Source organism: Methylobacterium terricola, from assembly GCF_006151805.1.
GTDB lineage: Bacteria > Pseudomonadota > Alphaproteobacteria > Rhizobiales > Beijerinckiaceae > Methylobacterium > Methylobacterium terricola.
The window spans coordinates 82,276-103,522 of record NZ_VDDA01000012.1 but is presented as its reverse complement, the minus strand read 5'-3'; the positions used below and the strand labels follow the sequence as shown (position 1 = coordinate 103,522).

The following is a 21,247-nucleotide window of genomic DNA, read 5'->3' as shown; positions in this document are numbered from 1 at the left end:
GCTGCACTGCCGCAAAGCAAGGCTCGCGGCCCGGAGCCGGACCGATTTCGGATCGGGACCGGATCCGGCCACCGGGTTGACATGGGACGGCCCCTTCGCCAAGCCTCCGCGCCGCCCGGTCCCCGACCCGGGCCGCCGCGGCGAACAGGCCTTTCCCATCACCGCAAGGCTTTTGTTTCAAGGCCCCCTGCGAAGCCGGCCCGACACAGCACAGGTCCCGATGCGCTCCTACCTCGACTTCGAAAAGCCCGTCGCCGAGCTCGAGGCGAAGCTCGAGGAGCTGAGGGCCCTCGGCGATCGGGACGGCGCGGTGGCGATCAGCGAGGACGTGACGCGGCTCGAGGCCAAGGCCGCGGCGGCCCTCGTCGAGCTTTATGCCGGCCTCACGCCCTGGCAGAAGACCCAGGTCGCCCGCCATCCCCAGCGGCCGCACTTCATCGATTACTGCGCCGGGCTGATCGAGGAGTTCCAGCCGCTGGCCGGCGACCGTGCCTTCGGCGAGGACGAGGCGGTGGTCGGCGGCTTCGGCCGGTTCCGCGGCCGGCCGGTCTGCGTCATCGGCCAGGAGAAGGGCGCCACCACCGAGGCCCGGATCCGGCACAATTTCGGCATGGCCAAGCCCGAGGGCTACCGCAAGGCGGTGCGCCTGATGGGGCTCGCCGGCCGCTTCGGCCTGCCGGTGCTGACCTTCGTCGACACGGCGGGCGCCTATCCGGGCATCGAGGCCGAGGAGCGCGGCCAGGCCGAGGCCATCGCCCGCTCGACCGAGGCCTGCCTCGGCCTGCCGACCCCGAACGTCACGGTGGTGATCGGGGAGGGAGGCTCGGGCGGCGCCATCGCGCTCGCCACCGCCAACACGGTGCTGATGCTGGAGCATTCCATCTACAGCGTGATCTCGCCGGAAGGCGCCGCCTCGATCCTGTGGCGCGATGCCGGCCGGGCCCAGGACGCCGCCACCGCGATGAAGATCACCGCCCAGGACCTGCTGCGCCTCGGCGTGATCGACGGCATCGTGGCCGAGCCGACCGGCGGCGCCCATCGCGACGGGCAGGCGGCGATCCGGGCCACCGGCGAGGCGATCGCGGCCGCCCTGGAGCCGCTCTCGGCGCTCGATGCGGAGACGCTGCGCGACCGGCGGGCGCAGAAGTTCCTGGAGATCGGGCGGAGCCTGTAGGGCGCGCCTCGCGCCATGACTTGCCACGCGGCCGTGGTGACACCCTCGACGTCATACCGGTGAGCGCGCCCGTCAGGGATGGTCCTCCGGTCTCGCCGAGGCCTTGCCATCCCCATCATCCACAGCCCCGCACAACCCCCATGCGCCAGACACAACCCGGCCTTGGTTTCGCCGAAGACCGGGCGGATGTCTTCGCGGGTGAACCCCATGACGCCGTGCATCGGCTTTCTTGGCCGACGCGCCTGTTGAACCGATCCCCGCAAACTTAACCGTTCTTGCGGTAAGAGGCGGGTAAGTTTAACGAAGCTATGGGGTTGGGGAGACCGGGCCGAGGCGTCAGGGTGCCGGCGGTCCGACGGGTGAGAAGGCGGGGTTCCCATGGTGCGTCTGGCGAGGCGTATGGCGTTGCGTCCGGTGCTGGCGGCGAGCGGCCTTGTCGCGGCGTTGTCCCTCGGGGCGTGCCAGGATGCCGGGTTCTCGGCCGCCGGCTCGGCACGAGCCCGCGAGCCGATCCCCCAGAAGACCGTCGCCCTGATGGCGTCGAAGAACATGTCGCCCCGCGACCCGATCCTGATCCGCGCCTTCAAGAAGGAATCGGAGATGGAGGTCTGGAAGCGCGGGCCTGATGGCCAGTACGCGCTGCTCAAGACCTTCCCGATCTGCCGCTGGTCGGGCCAGCTCGGGCCGAAGGTGCGGGAGGGCGACCGCCAGGCGCCCGAGGGGTTCTACCCCATCGCCATGGGCCAGATGAACCCGAACTCGTCCTATTACCTCTCCTTCGACACCGGCTATCCCAACGCCTTCGACCGCGCCAACGGCCGCACCGGCAGCTATCTGATGGTGCACGGCACCTGCTCGTCGGCCGGCTGCTTCGCGATGACCGACGAGGCGATCGCCGAGATCTACGCCATCGCCCGCGAGGCCTTCGCCGGCGGGCAGCGGGCGTTCCAGTTCCAGTCCTACCCGTTCCGGATGACGGCGCAGAACCTCGCCAAGTTCCGCAACGACCCCAACATCGCCTTCTGGAAGAACCTCAAGGAGGGCTCGGACTACTTCGAGGCCCTGCACGAGGAGCCGCGGGTCGGTGTCTGCGGCACCCGCTACGTCTTCGGCGGCCAGGACGCCGCGTCGGGCGCCTGCACCCCGAAGGTCGATCCGGTCGTCGTCGCCAAGCGCGAGAAGGACGAGCAGGAGGTGGCCGAGCTGATCGCCAAGGGCACCGCGGCGACGCGCCTCGTCTACCTGGATGGCGGCCAGCACCCGTCCTTCCGCGAGACCGCGCCGAGCACCCAGCTCTTCGCCGAGCAGGCGCAGCCGCGGCCCAACATGGGCATCATCAGCCGGCCCGAGGCCCTGGCGGCGGCGCCGGAGGAGATCACGATCGAGCCGAAGGTGAAGCCGGTCCTGCTCGCCAAGATCGATCCCAAGCACGACAAGGGCAAGCACGGCGCGGTCAAGCCGACGGCGCTCGCCTTCGCGGCGCCCGCAGCGAACCCGGCCCCGATCCCGACCCGCGAGGCCGCGCAGGCTGCCGCCCCGGGGGCGCCGATCACCGTGGCGAGCGCCGACGGCGATCCGGCGGCCTATCGCAAGCTTCTCGGCAACCTGTTCGGCGGTGCTCCGGCGGCCCCTCCGACTGCCCCGGCCGCCCCGCCGGCGGCCGACACCGCGCCGGTCGCGGCGATCTCGCCGGCCGCACCGCTGCCGAAGAAGGTGACCGCTCACCTGCACCCGGTGGCCCATCCGGCCGCCACCAGCGCCAAGGTCGACGGGCTCAACCCGGCGGCGAAGAAGGCCGAAGCCAAGCCTGGCGAAACCAAGCCCGCCGCCCAGGCCGGCGAGGCGAAGCCGGCGGAGACCGGCAAGCGCACCGAGGCCCCGAGCCGCAACCGCGTCGCCGTCTCGCAGCCGGCGAATTGAATCCCGCCATCGTCCATCCCGGGTTCCGCTGCGCGGCCCCGGGATGACGTGGAGCGTTGGCGGCGGGAGAGCCGCTCCGGCGCGCGTGCCTGCAAATAGACGACTTCGCGAGTGTCCTACCTCGTCGTCATCGGCCTTGCCGCCTTCGGCCCGAGCGACAGCACCAGCGCCCCGGCGGCAGTCGAGAGCACCGAGCCCAGGATCACCCCGAGCTTCGTCTCGGTGTCGAATTCGGGCGCCTGCGCGAAGGCGAGGCCTCCGATGAACAGGCTCATGGTGAAGCCGATGCCGCAGAGCAAGGCCACGCCGTAGACGTGGCGCCAGGTGGCTCCGGCGGGCTTCAAGGCCAGCCCGGTCCGTACCGCGAGCCAGACCCCGCCGAACACCCCGATCTGCTTGCCGACGAACAGGCCCGCCGCCACCCCGAGGGTGACCGGCGCGAGCAAGGCCGCAGGCGTCAGCCCGGCCAGCGACACGCCCGCATTGGCGAAGCCGAAGACCGGCAGGATCAGATAAGCGACCCAGGGCTGGAGCGCGTGTTCGAGGGTGTGCAGCGGCGAATGCCCGTCCTCCGGCCGGCCGGGGGTCGCCCGCAGCGGGATCGCCAGGGCCAGCACCACGCCCGCCACGGTGGCGTGTAACCCTGAGCGCAGAACCAGCAGCCACAGCACGGCGCCGAGGATCAGGTAGGGCCCGAGCCGGCGTGAGCCGACGCGGTTGAGCACCACGAGCATCGCCGTCACGGCACCGGCGAGCGCCAGCATCGGCCAAGCGAGGTCGGCGGTGTAGAACAGCGCGATGATCACCACCGCCCCGAGATCGTCCAGGATGGCGAGCGCGGTGAGGAAGACCTTGAGCGAGACCGGCGCCCGTGAGCCCAAGAGTGCCAGCACGCCGAGGGCGAAGGCGATGTCGGTCGCGGCCGGGATCGCCCAGCCGCGCAAGGTGGCCGGCGACGACCAGTTGATGGCAGCAAAGACCAGCGCCGGCACCGCCATGCCGCCGAGAGCCGCGATGCCCGGCAGCGCCCGGTCCGGCCAGGTCCGCAGGCCCCCATCCAGGATCTCGCGCTTGATCTCGAGCCCGACGAGCAGGAAGAACACGGCCATCAGGCCGTCGTTGATCCAGTGCAGCAGGCTCAAGGGTCCGATCTTGGCGTGTAGCGCCCGGGCGTAGACGTCGCCATAGGGGCCGTTGGCGACGATGAGGGCGAGCACCGCGCTCGCCATCAGGACGAGGCCGCCGCCGGCGCTGCTGACGAGCAGGCTGCGCAGGGCCGAGAGCGGGCGCGGCAGGCGCCGGGGGGAGGGGACGGGTTGCATAACCCGGGCGTGCCAGGAATCCCGAGCTGGATCAACGCAACGGTGTCAGCTCCGCCCGAGCGCCGCCCGAATCAGCCTCACCGCGTCCTCGCTCGCCCATTCCGCCGGGCCCTTCATCACGCCGATCTCGCAGCCGGCCGGGTCGATCAGGAAGGTGGTGGGCAGGCCGACGACCTCGCCGCGCGTCTGCAGCACCGGCAACGCCCGCCCGGCCGGGTCGGAATAGTAGGCGAGCCGCGCGATCCCGTTCTCCTTCATCCAGAGCGGTGGCCGGTCGGGATTGCGGGTGTCGAGGTTGAGCGCCACCACCTCGAAGTCCTTGCCCCCGACCTCGCCCTGCAGCCGGTCGAGGGCCGGCATCTCCGCCTTGCACGGCGCGCACCAGGTCGCCCACAAATTCAGCAGCACCATCCGGCCCTTGAGGTCGGCCAGCGTCCGCGGCTGCCCGCCCGGCCCGGTGAAGGTGAAGGCCGGCGCGGGCTTCGGATCAGTGGCGACCTGGAGCGCCGCGACCTCGCCGCGGGCAAGCGGCGCGACGCGGGCGGCGGTGGCGGCCCCGAGCGGGCAGGCGCCGCCGTTGCCCCGGTCGCCAAGCCCGTATAGGGCAGCCCCGAGGGCGATGACGGCGACGAGCCCCCCTGCGAGGGCGAGGCGGGCGGTCCGCGAGGATGCGAGGCGAGGTGAGGACATGAGCAACCGGATGTGGGGCGGGCGCTTCGCGAGCGGCCCCGCCGAGATCATGGAGGAGATCAACGCCTCCATCGGCTTCGACAAGCGCCTCGCCCCCCAGGACATCCGGGGCTCGCTGGCCCATGTCGCGATGCTGGGCCAGGCGGGGATCCTGCCGGCCGAGGATGTGGCGAAGATCGAGGCCGGGCTCAAGACCGTCCAGGGCGAGATCGAGGCCGGGTCGTTCGAGTTCCGCCGCGAGCTCGAGGACATCCACATGAGCGTGGAGAGCCGGTTGCGCGAGATCGTCGGCCCCTCGGCCGGACGGCTCCACACCGCGCGCTCGCGCAACGATCAGGTCGCCACCGACATGCGGCTGTGGGTGCGCGACACCCTCGACGCCCTCGACGGCCAGGCCGCCGACCTGCAGCAGGCGATGGCCGAGCTGGCGCTCACGCATGCCGGCACGGTGATGCCGGGCTTCACCCATCTGCAATCGGCCCAGCCGGTCACCTTCGGTCATCATCTCCTCGCCTATGTCGAGATGCTGAACCGCGACCGCGGCCGGTTCCGCGACGCCCGCGCCCGCCTCAACGAGTGCCCGCTCGGCGCCGCCGCGCTCGCCGGTACCTCGTTCCCGATCGACCGGCACGCCACGGCGGCGAGCCTCGGCTTCGACCGGCCGACCGCGAACTCGCTCGATTCGGTCGCCGACCGCGATTTCGCCCTCGAGGCGCTCTCGGCGGCGGCGATCGCGGCGGTCCACCTGTCGCGGTTCGCGGAAGAGATCGTGGTCTGGACCTCGGCCCAGTTCGGCTTCGTCAAGCTGTCGGACCGGTTCACCACCGGCTCCTCGATCATGCCGCAGAAGCGCAACCCCGACGCCGCCGAGCTGGTCCGGGCGAAGTCCGGCCGGATCATCGGCGCGCTGTCGGGCCTGCTGATCGTCATGAAGGGCCTGCCGCTCGCCTATTCGAAGGACATGCAGGAGGACAAGGAGGGCACCTTCGACGCGCTCCAGACCCTGTCGCTGTGCCTCGCCGCCATGGCCGGCATGGTGCGGGATCTCGAACCCGTGCCCGAGGTGCTGAAGGTGGCCGCCGGCTCCGGCTACGCCACCGCCACCGACCTCGCCGACTGGCTGGTGCGTGAGCTCGGCCTGCCGTTCCGGGATGCTCACCACGTGACCGGCCGCCTCGTCGGCGAGGCCTCGTCCCGCGGCATCGGCCTCGAGGCGCTGCCGCTCGCCGTGATGCAGGCGGAGGAGCCGCGCATCACCGAGGCGGTCTTCGCCGTGCTCGGCGTCGAGAATTCGGTGGCGAGCCGCACCAGCTACGGCGGCACCGCGCCGGACAACGTGCGGGCGCAAGCCGAAGGCTGGCTGAAGCGCCTCGCCGACGAGACGGCCTGAGCGCCTCACGGACGATCCCACCCGCGACCTCGGGCCGAGGTTCCGGGTGGGAGGGGACAGACGCGTATGTTAGTGCCTGACGGCACCGCTCAAGCTCGGCCATTTACGGGAGGAACCACCATGGATCTCGGTCTCACGGGCAAGCGCGCCCTCGTCCTGTCGTCCAGTCGCGGGCTCGGCCGCGGCATCGCCGAGGCCCTGGCGGCCGAGGGCGCGAACGTCCTGCTCACCGCCCGCACGGCCGAGCGCCTGGACGAGGCGGTGGCGGCGATCAACGCCCGCGGCCAGGGCCGCGCCCACGCCTTCGTCGGCAGCCTGAAGGAGAACGTCGAGGCGATCTTTGCCGCCGCCCAGGAGCATCTCGGCGGGGTCGACATCCTGATCGCCAATACCGGCGGCCCGCCGGCCGGCACCGCGCTCACCGTGCAGCCCGAGGCCTGGACGCCGCAGTTCGAGGCGATGGTGACCCCGGTCTTCCGCCTCGCCGGCCTCGTCCTGCCGGGCATGCGCCAGGCCGGCTTCGGCCGCATCGTGGTGGTGGCGTCGAGCGGCGTCGAGCAGCCGATCCCGAACCTGGTGATGTCGAACGCGCTGCGCGCCTCGATCGCCGGCTGGGCCAAGACCCTGTCGGCCGAGGTCGCGGCCGACGGCGTCACCGTCAACATGATCCTGCCCGGCCGCATCGAGACCGACCGCACCGGCGAGCTCGACACCGCCAACGCCAAGGCCCAGGGCAAGTCGCGCGACGAGATCGCCGAGGCCGCCCGGGCGGCGATTCCGGCCAAGCGCTACGGCCGGGTGCAGGAATTCGCCGACGTGGCGTGCTTCCTGGCCTCCGAGCGGGCCTCCTACGTCACCGGCAGCATGGTCCGGGTCGATGGCGGGGCGGTGCGTTCGATCTGAAAAAGGCTCTTGAAGCAGGATCGTGATTCATCCTGCCTCCCACCCTTTCCCGGACGACTGAAGCGAAGCGGAGGGAGATCCGGGATCCAGGGGAGATGTGCCGCGAAGCGGCTCAGTCCGCTGCACCGTTGCACACGAGCGGACGCTTTGCGGCTTCTCGTGCTGGGTCCCGGATCTCCTTCCGCTGTCGCTGCAGTCGTCCGGGAAAGGGGATTGGTCACGAAAAAAGGGCGGTCCCGCGGGACCGCCCTTCTGATTGTGTGCTGACCTGAATTCTTACTGCCGCTTGCCCCACCGCACCCCGGGCGCCGGGCCGGCACCCGCCGCGAGGGACCCGACCGCCGGGCCGCTCGCATCGCGCGGGTGGTGCTGCGAGCCGGCGCCCATCGGCTCCGGCGCCATCAGGTCCGGCGTCGCGGCCATCTCGGGCGTCCCGCGGCCGGTGGCGAACTGGCCGGCCTTGCGGAAGCGCCAGAGATAGCCCGGCACCACCGCCTCGATCGCGGTCGGCGCGATGCCGATGCCCTCGATCGTGCGGCCTTCCGCCCTGGCGGCCTCCGACACGATGTTGTCGCTCTGGAGCAGCGTGACCTGGTCGCGGGTGAGCTTGAGGGTGTCGGGGAGGAGGCCCAGCGTCGCGGTGTCGACGATCTCCATCACCCGGGCCTGGAACCGGGCGGCGGGGGCCGGCAGCGGCAGCACCACGCGGCTGCGCATCGTCACCTTCAGGGTGTACTCGACGAGCTGCTGCAGGGTCAGGATCTCCGGCCCGCCGAGCTCGTAGACCCGGCCGCCCTGGAGCTGGCCCTCGACCGCCCGGGCGATCGCCTCGGCGACGTCGCCGGCGAAGACCGGCTGCATCCGCGCCCCGGCCCCGGCGAGGGGCAGCACCGGCAGCATCCGGGCGAGGCCGGCGAAGCGGTTGAAGAAGCTGTCGCCCGGCCCGAACACGATCGACGGACGGAACACCACCGCGTCGGGCCGCGCCTCGAATACCCGGGCCTCGCCGATCGCCTTCGAGCGGGCATAGGACGAGGCCGAATCCGCGTCGGCGCCGAGCGCCGAGACATGCACCAACGGCGCGTTCACCGCGGCGGCGGCGCGGGCGACCTCGGCAGCGCCGTCGGCCTGCAGGCGCTGGAAGCTCTGGCTGCCGCTCTCCTGCAGGATGCCGACGAGGTTGACCACGATGTCGGCGTGCTCGGCCGCCCGCACGATCGAGGCCGGGTTGCGCAGGTTGGCCTGCACGCCGACGATCTGGCCGACGCGGCCGAGGGGCTGGAGGAACTGGGCGAGGTCCGGCCGGCGCACCGCCACCCGGATCCGGTACCCGCGCTTGGCCAGCGCCCGGACGACGTGGCGGCCGAGGAAGCCCGACCCCCCGAACACGGTCACGAGCTGCGAGGCGGGCCGGGTCAGTCCGACGGTGTCGAAGCCGGTCATGGTCGTGGGGTCCTTCCGCGAGTCTCGGCTGAAGCGGTCTGAGCAGGAACTCTTGTCGGCTCCTTAGTCGAGGGGGCGGGCCCTGTGAAGCTCTTTGCGCCGTGCCGCCCGATCGCGGCGCGGAGACGCCGATCGGGGACGCCCACGGCCCGCGCGGCGTTGCGGCCTCATGCCCCGGGGCGACCCGGCCAGGGGGCCACGCGGGCAGCCCGGCTCACATTCGCGATGTCGGCGCAACGGGGCCCAATGCATTCCTAAAAATATCCTTGAAAACGACCTTGGGTCATCTAACCTCACGGATGACAGAGTGAAACAGGTGGGGGGATCGAGGCATGCATCCGGACGTATGGATCCTCGCCATAGCGCTTTTTGCCGGCACATTTTTGCTCATCGCTGCTTTCTGGATCGCGCGCCGTACCGCCAAGGTGCGGCCCGTTGCTTTCTCCGATCGGCGCGATGAACTCGAGATCCTCGCTGCCGAATTGGCCGAGCTGGTCGATGTGGCTCGGTTCATCAATAACGGCTTCCAGGATGACAATTTTTACGCCATCCGGAGCAAATATTCCGTTGTCACCCGCTGCCTGCTGCAGCACCCGGTCTATTCGCGCTACATCGATCCCGATCTCGGGGCCGCGATGCGGGCCGCGCACGCCCTCCCGCTCAGCATGCTGCGCCCGGAGGACAAGGAAGGCCTGCTCGTCACGGTCCGGGAGATCCAGGGATGCGTGCAGATCCTGATCAACCTGCGCGATGCGGGCTGCCTCACGGCCGCCGGGCCGGACGATGGCCGGACCGGCGGCCCGCCTCCGGTGCCGGCGGCCGCCCCGACCGGGGAACGGGACCGGACCCGCATCCTGCCCGCGGCCCTGGCTGCCGCGGTCCTGCTCCTGCTCGCCGGAGCGGCGGTGCTCCTGTCGCGCGACGATGCGGCGGTCACGGCCGAGGCGGTCCTCGCCCAGGCGGGGAAGGGCCTGCGCGAGGCCGCGGGCCTCCCGGCCGAGGCGCACGACCCGGGCGGCGTCCGTCTCGTCGCCCTGGGGGAGGGGGAGGGGCAGGCGCGCGATCTCGCGGCGCGGTCGCAACGGCTCACCGCCGAGATGGAGGCGCTCGACCTGACCGTCCTGCGGCGCCGGGGCGAGCTCGACCTCGTCGGGGCCTCGATCGACGGCCTGCGCCGCGCGGCGGAGACCGGGCAGGAGGAGCGGCGTCTCGCAGACGGGGCCAGGGCCGAGGCCGAGGCCGGCTCGGCCGAAGCCAGGTCGGGCATCGAGGCGGCGATCCGCGAGATGGCGGCATTGCGGTCCCAGATCGCGGAGCAGCGCGAGGCGCTGGGCGCGGCCCGGGCGGAGGGCGAAGCGGCCCGAGCCGCCCTGCGCGCCGAGATCGCCGATCGGCTCTCGGAACTCGGCCGGACGGCGCAGACCAACCACGAGGCGGTCGCGCGGCTCGCCGGCATGGTCGACGGCCTCGATGAGACCTCCCGCGGCATCGCGGCTGCCCGCGATGAGCTGTCCCGGCAGCGGGAGCACCTCGTCGCTCTCGCCGGCGGCGGCAGCGAGGCCGATCAGGCCTTGTCCGAGATCAAGGGCCGGATCGCCGTCCTCAAGGCGTCCCTCGCCGGGACGCCTGGCGAGGAACCGGGCCGCCAGGGCACGAGCGGCAACGATTCGCACGGCCAGAACTCCCAAGCCCAAGAGCATCCGGGCACCGGGACGCCGGCCGGCCCCGCCGTGGCGGCCCTGCAGCCGGAGGAGTGGCGCCGGATCCAGCAGGCGCTGGCCAAGGCCGGGCATTACGCCGGGCGACCCGACGGCAGGGCCGGGGATGAGACCCGGGCGGCGATCGCGAAGTTCCAGCGCAGCCTTGGTGCCGAGGCGACCGGCCGACTCTCGCCGGCGCAGATCGACCGGCTGATCCCGCGCGTCCCGGTCAAGCAGCCGCTCGCGTCGCGCTGAGACCGGCCGCGCCCCCCGTCGATCCAGCGCCGGAACGGATGCAGTGGCGTGCCGTTCGCCCCGCATGACGGCGCTCCCCCGATCCCGACATGCCCGATCGCGACATGCCCGAACCAGGAACGGCCTTTCGCATGGTCTGCTGCCCGGCCTCCTGGTCGGCCTCGGGCTCGGCGGCTTCTTCGACGGGATCGTGCTGCATCAGCTGCTGCAATGGCACCACATGCTGAGCAGCTGGTATCCGGTCACGTCGCTCGAGGCGCTCGCGCTGAACACCCGCTGGGACGGTTATTTCCACAGCGCGACTTACGTCTTCGTGGTGTTCGGGGTGTTCCTGCTCTGGCGCCGCGGTGGCCCTGACGACGGCCGTGCGCTCGTCGGTGCCGTGCTGCTCGGCTGGGCGGCGTTCAACCTGATCGAGGGCACGATCGACCACCAGATTCTCGGCGTGCACCACGTCAACGAGACGGCGCCCCGCGCCGCCTGGGCCTGGTGGGATGCCGGGTTCCTCGCCTGGGGCGCCGCCATGGCGCTGGCGGGCGGCCTCCTGCTGCGGGCGCGGCGATGATCCGCGCCGCCCTGCCGTGGGTCCTCCTGGCCCTCGCCCTCGCCGCCGCGACGGCACCGGCCTGGGGGCGCCTCCTCACCGGCGACGCTCCGACGCTGGACGAGCTCCTGAGCCTGCGCTGCGGGCCCAGGCCCTCGGTCTCGTGAGCGGTCACGCCACCTTGCGCGGCACCATCCGCTCGCTGCCCAGCGCCTCCTGCACGCCCGACAACCCGGCCTCGGCGTATTCGGCGTCCTCGTTGACGTTCCACACGTCGTAGCGGCGCTCGCCGAGCAGGATGTTCCGCGCGGTCAGCATCGCGGTCATCATCGCGTGGTCCTGGTTGTTGTACTTGTGCATCCCGTTGCGGCCGACGAGGTGGAGGGTCGGGAAGCTGCCCTCGAGGTCCCGGCGGATCGTCGCGACGTGGGCGCGGTAGGCGTCGTCGTAGACCGGGTAGGCCTTGGGCTGGCGCACCACGCAGGCATCGACCACGCTGGCCGGGTCGACGAGGCCGATCTGGCCGATCTCGCGGCGGGCGAGCGCGATCAGCTCGGAATCCGGCGCGTTCCACAGCCCGTCGCCCTCGAAGCAGAAATACTCGAGGCCGAGGCAGGTATAGGATTCGTCCGGCACCATCTCGGGCGACCACGAGCGGAAGTTCTGCACCCGCCCGACCTTCACCGCCGGGTCGTGGACGTAGATCCAGTTGTCCGGGAAGCTATCCTTGGCCCGTGCGATCAGCGCCACGGTGACGAAGTCGCGGTAGCGCAGGGAGCGGGCCTGGAAGGTGCTCAGGGGCGCCGGGCGGATCGCCCCGACGAGCTCGCGGATCGGCGCCGAGGAGACGACGTTGCGGGCGGTGTAGGTCTCGCGGCTGCCGTCCTGGCGCCGGGCGCTCACCGTCCACAGCTGGGTGCCGGCGTCGTACGACAGGCTATCGACCCGCCGGTCGAGGACGACCCGGCCGCCGTTGCGGCGGATCGCGCCGGCGGCGGCGTCCCACATCATGCCCGGCCCGCGGCGCGGATAGCGGAACGACTCGATCAGCGTCTTGATGACTGGGCCGTCGCCGGCCGTCGCCGGCCGGTGCAGCCCGAGCGAGCGCTTGACCCCGTCGCGGATCGCCGCGCCGAGGTCGAGCCCCTTGATGCGCTGCGCCGCCCAGTCGGCCGAGATGTCGTCGCAGGACATGCCCCACACCTTCTCGGTGTAGGTCTTGAAGAAGATCGAGAACAGCCGCTCGCCGAACTGGTTGCGGACCCACTCGTGGAAGCTCTTCGGGTCACGGATCGGCCGCGCCCGGGCCCAGAGATAGGAGGCGACGCAGGCCGCGCTCTCGACGATGCCGAGGTTGCGCAGGGCCTCGAACGCCTTGAGTGGGTAGGCGTAGGTCTTGCCCTTGTAGTAGATCCGCGACAGCCGCGGCCGCTCGATGAAGTCGTCGGGCAGGATCTCGTTCCAGAGATCGACCACCTCCTTCGACTTCGAGAAGAAGCGGTGGCCGCCGATGTCGAACAGGAAGCCCTTGTACGCGACCGTGCGGCTGATGCCGCCGACCTGGGTCGGATCGCGCTCGAGCACCACGACGTCGCGGCCGGCCTTGGCCAGCATGTAGCCGGTGGTCAGGCCCGCCGGTCCGGCACCGATCACCAGCGTCTCGGTGTGAAGGCTCATCGCTCGGGCTACTCCGGGGGCGGCTCGGCCGCGACGCACAAGGGGTTCTCCCCGAGCTTTAACGGCCGGATGGTAAAGAACCGCTCAACCGCCCGCGCTAACCGGGGGGTAAGGGCGGCATGCGAATCGGGATCGCCGATCGAGGCCAGCCAGGACGACACCATGCTCGCCGCCCCGCTTCCCCAGGCCAGCTCCGGAGCGAAGGCCGGAGGGGCGGAGCGCTCGCCGTTCGATCGGCCGGCGGTCGTCTGGCTCATCGTGCTGGCGAGCGTCGCCGGGATCCTGTCCTGGCCCGACCTTCTGGCGGTGCTGCGGTCCTTGCGTCTGCCGGATACCGACGACGCCATGCGGATGGTGCAGGTGCGCGACCTGCTGGCCGGGCAGCCCTGGTTCGACCTCGCCCAGCATCGCCACGCGGGCGCTCCGCCGATGCACTGGTCGCGCCTCGTCGATGCGCCGATCGCCGGCCTCGTCCTGCTGGCCCGTCCGTTCGCCGGGCCGGTCCTGGCGGAGGGGATCGCCGCCCTGCTGTGGCCGCTGCTGCTGCTCGGCCTCTACGCCGCCATCCTGTACCGCGGCATCCGCCGCGCCTTCGGCTGGCGGCCTGCGGCCTTCACGGTGTTCGCAGTCGGGCAGGCGGTGTTCGTCACCGGCCTGTTCGCCCCCGGGCGGATCGATCACCACAACGTCCAGATCTGCGCGGTCCTCGCCCTCGTCCTCCGCCTCGCCCGGCCGGCCCCGACGCGGCGGGACGGCGCCGTCGCGGGGGCGCTGGCGGCGTTCTCCCTGGCGGTCGGGCTCGAGGCCTTGCCCCTCATCGCCGGGGCCGGCCTCGTCCTCGCTCTGCGGTGGCTGCGCGACGGGCGCGCCGCTCTGCCGCCCTTCCTCGGCTTCGGCCTCGCCCTGGGCCTCGTCGCCCCGGTTCTGTTCGCGGTCCAGACCGCACCCGCCCTGTGGTCGGCCACCGCCTGCGACGCCCTCTCGCCGCCCTGGTTGTGGCTGGCGGCCGCCGCCGCCGTCACGGCCGGCAGCGCCGCCCTCGTGACCGGCGGGCGGCGGGCGCGCCTCGCCGTGCTGGCCGCCGGCGGCGGCATCGCGGGCGCGGGCTTCCTCGTCCTGTTCCCGGCCTGCGCCGCCGGGCCGTTCACCGGCATGCCCGCCCTCGTCCACGACGAGTGGCTGGTGAAGGTGCGGGAGATGCGCCCGGTCTGGCAGCTCCTGTGGATGGTCCCCGAGGCGGTCCTCGCCGGCCACCTGCCGGTGCTGATCGGCGCCGTCGTGGCGAGCGTCTGGGCCTGGCGCGGGCGCGTGCCGGCCGAACGGGTCCTGATGGCCGCAACCGCCGGCGCGCTCTGGCTCGGCACCGCGCTCGGTGCGACGCAGTTCCGGGGCCTCTACGTCGCCGGTGCCTTCGTGCCCCTGGTGGCGGGCCCGGTCCTCGACCGGGCGGTCGCGCTCCTGCGCCTGCCCGAGGCCGGGCCGCGGCGGCGCCTCGCCATGCTCGCCCTGAGCCTCGCCCTGTGCGGCAAGCTGTGGATCCTCCTCGCCTCGGTCCCGCAGGCCTTTTCGGGCCCGGCCGGCAGCGGAGCGGCGTTCGAGGCCGAGCACGCCGCGTGGCGCGATTGCAGCGAGCGCCGCGCGATCGCCGCACTCGACGCCCTACCGCCGGGGCTGATCCTCGCCGAGATCGATCTCGGTCCCGACCTGCTCCTGCACAGCCACCATTCCGTCGTGGCGGCGCCCTACCACCGGGCGCTGCCCGGCCTCGCGGCGGCGCTCGAGGCATTCCGGGACGAGGCGGCCACGGCGGCGGTGGCGCGGCGGGTCGGGGCGGACTACATCGTGGCCTGCGTGCCGCCCGCGAAGGCGGGCGAGGCGCCGGGCCCCGCGCCGAGTACCGGGCTCCGCTTCGGCCGCGGCGAGGGGCCCCCGCCCGGGCTGGAGCCGGTCCCGGTGCGGGAGACTCCGTTGCGGGTCTGGCGCGTCCGGCCGGCGCCGTGAAGGAGCACAGGTGATCGGGCGGCTCGTGGCTCTCGTCCTCCTCGGCCTGGTCCTGGCCGTCGCCGCCGCGGGTGCCCTGGCGATCGCCCGCGGCGAGGAGCCCGGCGGCATCGAGGAGGTCTGGATCGCCCTGCTCGGGGCGCCGGATCTCGGCCCGGTCGATTTCGCCGCCTTGCGCCGCACGCCCTCCCGCACCGACGCCCTTGCCTGCGCCGCCGACATCTGTCCTCGGGCCGAGGCCGATGCGGTGCCGCCGACTTACCCGGTTCCCGGCGCGCGCCTGCGCGACATCGTCCGCGCGGTGGCGGAGCGCCAGCCGCGCACCGCCCTGGTGTTCACCGACGCCTGGGGCGAGCAGGACCGCTACGTCGCCCGGACCGCGTGGCTGCGCTGCCCGGACACCGTCACGGTCGAGATCGTCGGCCGCGGGGAGGGCCGGTCCAGCCTCGCGCTCTACATCCGCAGCCAGGTCGGCTGCCCGGTCCCGGCGACGAGCCGCGTGCGGCTGGCGCGCTGGCTCGACGCGATCGCGGCGGCGGCCGGCACCGAAGCGAAGCAAGGGTAACGCGATGCCACGCGCCGCTCACGAGCATTTGCCCCCCACCGGCGTCCCGCCCCTCGCGGAACTGCCCCCGCATCCCGACGTCGCGGTGATCGGCGCCGGTGCCGCCGGGATCGGCGCGGCGCGCCGGCTCATCGCTCGCGGCCTGTCGGTGGCCGTGCTGGAGGCCCGCCCGCGGCTCGGCGGCCGCACCGTCACCACGCGTCTCCGCGGCCACCCGGTCGATCTCGGCGCCCACTGGCTCCATGCCGGGCCGATCAACCCGCTGGTCGCCCTGGGCTTCGAGCGCGGCGAACCCTTGCGCCGGGCGGCGCAGGAGAACCACCTCTGGGTCGGGCGCCGTCCCGGCCGTCCGGCGGAAGCCGCCGCCTTCGGCCGTGCCTGGTCGGTCGCCGACCGGGCGATGACCGACGGCGCCCGCCTGCGCGGCGAGGACAGGGCGGCCGCCAGCGCCCTGCCGCCGGGCCTTGGGCCCTGGGGCCGGCGGGTCGCGCTGGTTCACGGCCTCGTGTCGGGCCGGCCGCTGACCGAGGTCAGCCTGCACGACTTCCCGAGCATGGAGTACGGCGACAACTTCTTCATCGCCGGCGGCTACGGCGCCTATCTCGCCCGCCTCGCCGCCGGATTGCCGGTGGCGCTCGGCACGCCCGTCACGACCCTCGACTGGGCCGGGGAGGGGGTGCGGCTCGATCTCGGGGAGCAGGGCAGCCTGACCGCGCGCGCCGCCCTCGTCACCGCCCCGATGATGGTGATGCAGGAGCCGGCGCCCGCGCTCCGCTTCGCCCCCGGCCTGCCGGACCCGGTCCGCGCCGCGATCGACGGTTTCCGGACCGGCATCTACGAGCACGTGGTGGTGCACTGGCCGTCCTCGCCGTTCCACGGCCGCGACCGGCTGGCCAGCCTGATCGGCGGCCGGCTCCAGCCGCCGGGCCTGCTGACCCGGGTCGACGATACGCCGTTCCACTATTTCGAGCTCGACGTCCCGATGGCCGGGCGCCTCGACGCGGCCCGTGCCGGGGCCGACGGCGCGCGGCGGCTGGTGCGCGAGACCCTTTCCGAGCAGGTCGGCCGCGGCGCCTTGCGCGACCTTGCCGTGCCGGCGGTCACCGAGTGGCGCCACGATCCCTGGTCGCGCGGCTCCTGGGCGGTGGTGCCGCCCGGCCATACGGGCGCCCGCGACCTCCTGAAGCAGGCGGTGGGCGACCGGGTGTGGTTCGCGGGGGAGGCCCTGTCGCGGGAGCAATGGGGCACCGCCGGCGGCGCCTTCGCGGAGGGGGAGCGGGCGGCGGATGCGATCGCCGCCGCCCTCCACTAAAATCCAGAGTGGGAATGCCGCGGAGGATCCCTACATTCCGGCCATGCTCACGCGCATTCTCACCGTCCTCCTGCTCCTCGGCCTGTCCTGCACGGTCGAGGCCCACGCCCAGCCGCTCACCCGCAACGTGCTTAAGGGCGCGTGCGAGAAGCTCGTCATCGCCGGCAAGGACGTCAGCCCGACCTGCGGCGACAGCCTCGTCAACATGGTCCAGGGCCGGCGCACGTCGTTCGACTTCACGTCGAGCGACGGCACCACGGTCAGTTTCAGCGGCACCGGCATGCCGCAGGACCGCCAGGAGGAGGTCGGCGTCGACGCGCTCCAGCCGGTCAGCGCCGTGATCCTCACCGTCAAGGCGGCGGATGGCGGCATCACCCGCGACACCCTGATGACCGTCGGCTCCTGCCGGTTCCCGGCCTCCGCCCCCGGCCGCTCGACGGTCGCCTGCGCGGCCGACACCCAGCGCGGCCGCTTCGAGGGGACGTTCGTGACGGCGAGCGACGCGGCGGCGGGGAAGTAGGGCCGGTCTGCCACCTGGCCCGGGCTGAGCCTCGACCGGGCTTCCGCCCCCGCGTCCCGGACGATGGTGGAGCGGTCTTGCCCTCGGTCAGGGGATCGACCCGGGACCGTCCGTCGAGCCGGGTTCGATCCGGTAGTCGCCGGACAGGGCGGCCTGCGTGAGGCCGCCGATGGAGAGACCTTTCGAGGTCCGGCCCGGGCGGCTCCGCCATCCGGCGGGCCGGCCTTCAAGGCGCGCGGCACTCCATCGCCGCGGTGGCCTCGATCACGCTCAGGGCCCTGCGTCGCACCTCCAGCGAGGCGCTCTCGCTGTCCGAGACCGTCGATGCCTCGCGCTTCAGCGCCGCGTCGCAGGCGCACGAGCTGTAGCCGGCCGCATCGTAGCAGGCGTCGTGACGCATGCAGTCGGCATCGAGGTCGTCGGTCGGAGGCAGGCCTTGGCCACGCTGGCCCTTCCCGCAGTAATTGCCGTGAAACAGCTCCTGCCCGGCGACGACCCGGCCGAGGTCGCCCCGCGGCGGCGCCGCTTCCTCGGCGCGGCCGCCGGGATTGAGGTCGTTGGCCGGTCCGCCGGCCCTCGATCCGGAGGACCGCAGGGCCTTCGGGATGGCGGATCGCCCGCCGGGCCTGGTCGGGGCTTCGCCGGTGCGCTCCTCCGGACCTAAGGCATCCGGGAGGGGCGGAACTGGTCCTCGGCGGGTCTCGCTCCCCGCGGGGGACGCCGCGGGCCCGTCCTGGACGTCCTGTGCCAGGATCGGGTGTGGGCACGCCGCGAGCAGCAGACCGAGCAGGGCGAGGAAGGGTCGTCTCAAGGATGGCTCCCGGATCAGCGGGCCTTAACTCAAGGCTCCGCCGTTCCGTTCCGAGCCCCGCCTCGCCATGGTTGCGGGGTTCTTGACGACGTCCGGGTGCCGGCAGGCCGCGGGGCCGTCACCGCCGCGACCCGCGATCGAGGCCCGCCTTGCGCAACGCGTCCGCCAGCGCTCCGCCGCCGGCCGGCTCCTCCCGGCGCCCTTGCGGGCGCGGCGCGTCGCGGCGGGGGGCGTCGCGGTGCTGGTTGCCTTGCTCCCGCGGCGGCCGGGCGCCGACCTCGTCGTCGAGGCGCAGGGTCAGGGAGATGCGCTTGCGCGGCACATCGACCTCCAGCACCTTCGCCCGCACCACGTCGCCGGGCTTCACCACCGCCCGCGGGTCCTTCACGAAGGTCTTCGACAAAGCCGAGATGTGGACGAGCCCGTCCTGGTGCACGCCGATATCGACGAAGGCGCCGAAGGCCGCGACGTTGGTCACCACGCCCTCCAGCACCATGCCGGGCCTGAGATCGCCGATGCTCTCGACGCCCTCCTGGAAGGTCGCGGTCTTGAAGCTCGGGCGCGGGTCGCGGCCGGGCTTCTCCAACTCGGCGATGATGTCGGTGACGGTCGGCAGGCCGAAGGTCTCGTCGGTGAAGGTCTTCGGATTGAGGCCCTTGAGCACCGTGCCGTTGCCGATCACCGCCTTGATGTCGCTCTTCGTCGCCTGGAGGATGCGGCGCACCACCGGATAGGCCTCCGGATGGACGCCAGACGCGTCGAGCGGATCGTCGCCGTTCTGGATCCGGAGGAAGCCCGCCGACAATTCGAACGCCTTCGGCCCGAGCCCCGCGACCTTCTTCAGGCCCGAGCGGCTGCGGAACGGCCCGTTGGTGTCGCGGTGGGTGACGATGTTCTGCGCCACCCGCTCGGTGAGGCCCGAGACCCGGGCGAGCAGCGGGCCCGACGCGGTGTTGACGTCGACCCCGACGCCGTTCACGCAATCCTCCACCACCGCGTCGAGGGAGCGCGACAGCTTTCCTTCCGCGAGATCGTGCTGGTACTGGCCGACGCCGATCGCCTTCGGCTCGATCTTCACCAGTTCCGCCAGCGGGTCCTGGAGACGCCGGGCGATCGAGACCGCGCCGCGCAAGGACACGTCGAGCCCCGGCAGCTCCGCGCTCGCATAGGCCGAGGCCGAGTAGACCGAGGCGCCGGCCTCCGACACCATCACCTTGGTGAGCTTCAGTTCCGGCTGCTTGGCGATCAGCTCGACGGCGAGCTTGTCGGTCTCCCGCGAGGCGGTGCCGTTGCCGATCGCCACCAGCTCGACCCCGTGCGCCCGGCAGAGCTTGGCGAGCGTCATCAGCGAGCCGTTCCAGTCGCGCCGCGGCTCGTGCGGATAGATCGTGTCGGTCGCCACGACCTTGCCGGTGGCATCGACCACCGCGACCTTCACGCCGGTGCGGTAGCCCGGATCGAGGCCGAGCGTCGGCCGCGCACCGGCGGGGGCGGCCAGCAGCAGGTCGCGCAGGTTGCCGGCGAAGACCCGCACCGCCTCGACTTCCGCCGCCTCCCAGAGGCGGGCGCGCAGATCGAGCTCGATCGACAGCCGGAGCTTGGTGCGCCAGGCCCAGCGTACCGCCTCCATCAGCCAGCGGTCGCCGGGCCGGCCGCGATCCTGGATGCCGACCGAGAGGGCGATGCGGCCGTCATAGAGGCTCTGCGCGTCGACCCCCTCGGGCGCCTCGTCGAGGCGCAGGTCCAGGGCCTCCTCCTTCTCGCCGCGGAACAGGGCCAGCACCCGGTGCGAGGGGAGGCGGGTCAGAGGCTCGGAGAAGTCGAAATAGTCGGAGAACTTGGCGCCGGCCTGCGCCTTGCCCTCGCGCAGCTTGGAGACGAGCCGGCCGCGGGTCCAGAACGCCTCGCGCAACTGGCCGACCAGCTCGGCATTCTCGGCGAAGCGCTCGACCAGGATGGCACGGGCCCCTTCCAGCGCGGCTTCCGGCGTTGCCACGCCCTTGGCCTCGTCGACGAAGGGAGCGGCAGCGTTCAGCGGTACCTGCTCCGGCCGGGTCAGCAGCGCTTCGGCGAGCGGTCCCAGGCCGGCCTCGCGGGCGATCTGCGCCTTGGTGCGGCGCTTGGGCTTGAACGGCAGGTAGAGGTCTTCGAGCCGCGCCTTGGTGTCGGCGGCGAGGAGCTGGCCCCTCAGGGCGTCGTCGAGCTTGCCCTGACTTTGCACGCTCTCGAGGATCGCGGCGCGGCGGGCCTCCAACTCGCGCAGGTAGCGCAGGCGCTCCTCCAGATTGCGCAACTGCGCGTCGTCGAGGGTGCCGGTCACCTCCTTGCGGTAGCGGGCGATGAACGGGACCGTCGACCCGCCGTCGAGCAGATCCACCGCCGCCTTGACCTGCCATTCCTGCGCGCCGAGCTCCGTGGCGATGCGCTGGGTGATGCTGGACATGACGACTCCGTGATTCCGGCGCGGCGGGGAGGCGTGTCCTTAGAGGGGTTGGGGGCGCGTTGGAAGGGTGGGGAAGCCGCGAGGGATCAGGCGGGCGGGGTGCCGGGTGCCTTCGGGGCCAGTCCGCGCCAGGGCCTCGACCAAGCGTCGCGTTCCGCTTGGCTCAGCACCGCGTGGGACGTGACCTGGGTCAAGGCGATGGTCGGAAGAAGCAGGATGAAGCCGAGGAGCAGGTGGCTGTGCCCTCCGGGCAGGCTCCAGAGGGGCACGCCTTCGAGGATTCCGAGAACCAAGCTCAATTGTGCGCTTGTCAGCCAGCCGAAGCGATGACCGCCGGGCAAGCGCCGCTCGGCCCAGGGTAGCGTCATGACGACCACCACCAGGGACCACCCCGCCAGCCCGGCGACCAGAGGCACGATGGCCGGAGCCAACGTCCCCACCAGCGCGAGGCGCATGATGTGGTAGAGCGCGGCACACATGCCGGCCATGGCGAGCAGAGAGAGGAAACGGGGCATCCCAGGCTCCCCGGCAGGCATATCGCCCTTGTTTCCGCCCAGTGTCACTCCGCGCTCCCCCT

At 72.4% G+C, this 21,247-nt stretch carries 19 protein-coding genes; 11 read left to right on the top strand and 8 right to left on the bottom strand.

Annotation, left to right across the window (positions count from 1 at the left end; genetic code table 11):
• Positions 1-220: 220 nt before the first annotated feature.
• Entirely contained in the window at positions 221-1,174 is a 954-nt protein-coding gene (locus FF100_RS22755; RefSeq protein WP_139038044.1) for an acetyl-CoA carboxylase carboxyltransferase subunit alpha, read from the top strand.
• A 399-nt stretch (positions 1,175-1,573) separates the two neighbouring features.
• Positions 1,574-3,094 (top strand): L,D-transpeptidase family protein, encoded by a 1,521-nt coding sequence (locus FF100_RS22750; RefSeq protein WP_246102240.1) that lies wholly within the window; start codon positions 1,574-1,576, stop codon positions 3,092-3,094.
• A gap of 116 nt (positions 3,095-3,210) precedes the next feature.
• Here FF100_RS22750 and nhaA read toward each other — a convergent pair whose 3' ends face one another.
• Both nhaA and tlpA read right to left on the bottom strand, forming a co-directional pair.
• Positions 3,211-4,416 carry a Na+/H+ antiporter NhaA gene (nhaA, locus tag FF100_RS22745; protein WP_139038043.1) on the bottom strand — a complete coding sequence of 402 codons (1,206 nt, stop codon included), beginning with the start codon at positions 4,414-4,416 and terminating at the stop codon, positions 3,211-3,213.
• Between the two features lie 45 nt (positions 4,417-4,461).
• Complete coding sequence (gene tlpA / locus FF100_RS22740) at positions 4,462-5,106, bottom strand: thiol:disulfide interchange protein TlpA (RefSeq protein WP_139038042.1); 645 nt, start codon at positions 5,104-5,106, stop codon at positions 4,462-4,464.
• Here tlpA and argH point away from each other — a divergent pair.
• Together argH and FF100_RS22730 are read left to right on the top strand one after the other, a co-directional pair.
• Complete coding sequence (argH, locus tag FF100_RS22735; RefSeq protein WP_139038041.1) at positions 5,105-6,496, top strand: argininosuccinate lyase; 1,392 nt, start codon at positions 5,105-5,107, stop codon at positions 6,494-6,496. The genes tlpA and argH overlap by 2 nt on opposite strands.
• A 120-nt stretch (positions 6,497-6,616) precedes the next feature.
• Positions 6,617-7,399, top strand: a complete 783-nt coding sequence (locus FF100_RS22730; RefSeq protein ID WP_139038040.1) for an SDR family oxidoreductase — start codon at positions 6,617-6,619, stop codon at positions 7,397-7,399.
• 276 nt (positions 7,400-7,675) lie between these two features.
• Here the strand turns inward: FF100_RS22730 and FF100_RS22725 are convergent, their stop codons facing one another.
• Both FF100_RS22725 and FF100_RS22720 read right to left on the bottom strand, forming a co-directional pair.
• Positions 7,676-8,842 (bottom strand): complex I NDUFA9 subunit family protein, encoded by a 1,167-nt coding sequence (locus FF100_RS22725; RefSeq protein ID WP_139038039.1) that lies wholly within the window; start codon positions 8,840-8,842, stop codon positions 7,676-7,678.
• A gap of 293 nt (positions 8,843-9,135) precedes the next feature.
• The gene (locus tag FF100_RS22720; RefSeq protein ID WP_139038038.1) at positions 9,136-9,492 is read right to left on the bottom strand and encodes a hypothetical protein; all 357 of its coding nucleotides are present in this window, start codon (positions 9,490-9,492) and stop codon (positions 9,136-9,138) included.
• Between FF100_RS22720 and FF100_RS22715 the strand changes: the two genes are divergently transcribed.
• From FF100_RS22715 to FF100_RS37230, 3 genes are all read left to right on the top strand, one after another.
• A complete protein-coding gene (locus FF100_RS22715) occupies positions 9,478-10,797 on the top strand; it encodes a peptidoglycan-binding domain-containing protein (RefSeq protein WP_139038037.1) in 1,320 nt (439 codons plus the stop codon). The genes FF100_RS22720 and FF100_RS22715 overlap by 15 nt on opposite strands.
• A 136-nt stretch (positions 10,798-10,933) precedes the next feature.
• Positions 10,934-11,362, top strand: coding sequence for a DUF2243 domain-containing protein (locus tag FF100_RS22710; RefSeq protein ID WP_246102268.1), 429 nt, complete (start codon positions 10,934-10,936; stop codon positions 11,360-11,362).
• Positions 11,359-11,508 (top strand): hypothetical protein, encoded by a 150-nt coding sequence (locus FF100_RS37230; protein ID WP_171070292.1) that lies wholly within the window; start codon positions 11,359-11,361, stop codon positions 11,506-11,508. Before FF100_RS22710 ends, FF100_RS37230 begins: the two co-directional genes overlap by 4 nt.
• Positions 11,509-11,512: 4 nt before the next feature.
• On the opposite strand, the gene FF100_RS22705 is transcribed toward FF100_RS37230, so the two are convergent.
• Entirely contained in the window at positions 11,513-13,018 is a 1,506-nt protein-coding gene (locus tag FF100_RS22705) for an NAD(P)/FAD-dependent oxidoreductase (protein WP_139038035.1), read from the bottom strand.
• A gap of 162 nt (positions 13,019-13,180) precedes the next feature.
• Between FF100_RS22705 and FF100_RS22700 the strand changes: the two genes are divergently transcribed.
• The 4 genes from FF100_RS22700 to FF100_RS22685 are packed head-to-tail and all read left to right on the top strand — an operon-like array spanning position 13,181 to position 17,416.
• A complete protein-coding gene (locus FF100_RS22700; RefSeq protein WP_139038034.1) occupies positions 13,181-15,019 on the top strand; it encodes a hypothetical protein in 1,839 nt (612 codons plus the stop codon).
• Between the two features lie 10 nt (positions 15,020-15,029).
• The gene (locus FF100_RS22695; protein WP_246102238.1) at positions 15,030-15,584 is read left to right on the top strand and encodes a hypothetical protein; all 555 of its coding nucleotides are present in this window, start codon (positions 15,030-15,032) and stop codon (positions 15,582-15,584) included.
• A gap of 4 nt (positions 15,585-15,588) precedes the next feature.
• Entirely contained in the window at positions 15,589-16,896 is a 1,308-nt protein-coding gene (locus tag FF100_RS22690) for a flavin monoamine oxidase family protein (RefSeq protein WP_139038033.1), read from the top strand.
• Positions 16,897-16,939: 43 nt separating this feature from the next.
• Positions 16,940-17,416, top strand: a complete 477-nt coding sequence (locus FF100_RS22685; RefSeq protein WP_139038032.1) for a hypothetical protein — start codon at positions 16,940-16,942, stop codon at positions 17,414-17,416.
• A 226-nt stretch (positions 17,417-17,642) separates the two neighbouring features.
• On the opposite strand, the gene FF100_RS22680 is transcribed toward FF100_RS22685, so the two are convergent.
• From FF100_RS22680 to FF100_RS22670, 3 genes are all read right to left on the bottom strand, one after another.
• On the bottom strand, positions 17,643-18,227 hold the full coding sequence (locus FF100_RS22680) for a phospholipase A2 family protein (protein ID WP_139038031.1): 585 nt from the start codon (positions 18,225-18,227) through the stop codon (positions 17,643-17,645).
• 118 nt (positions 18,228-18,345) lie between these two features.
• Positions 18,346-20,670: a Tex family protein gene (locus FF100_RS22675; protein ID WP_139038030.1), complete on the bottom strand. Its 2,325-nt coding sequence runs from the start codon at positions 20,668-20,670 to the stop codon at positions 18,346-18,348.
• 86 nt (positions 20,671-20,756) lie between these two features.
• A complete protein-coding gene (locus FF100_RS22670) occupies positions 20,757-21,185 on the bottom strand; it encodes a hypothetical protein (RefSeq protein WP_139038029.1) in 429 nt (142 codons plus the stop codon).
• Between the last annotated feature and the right edge of the window lie 62 nt (positions 21,186-21,247).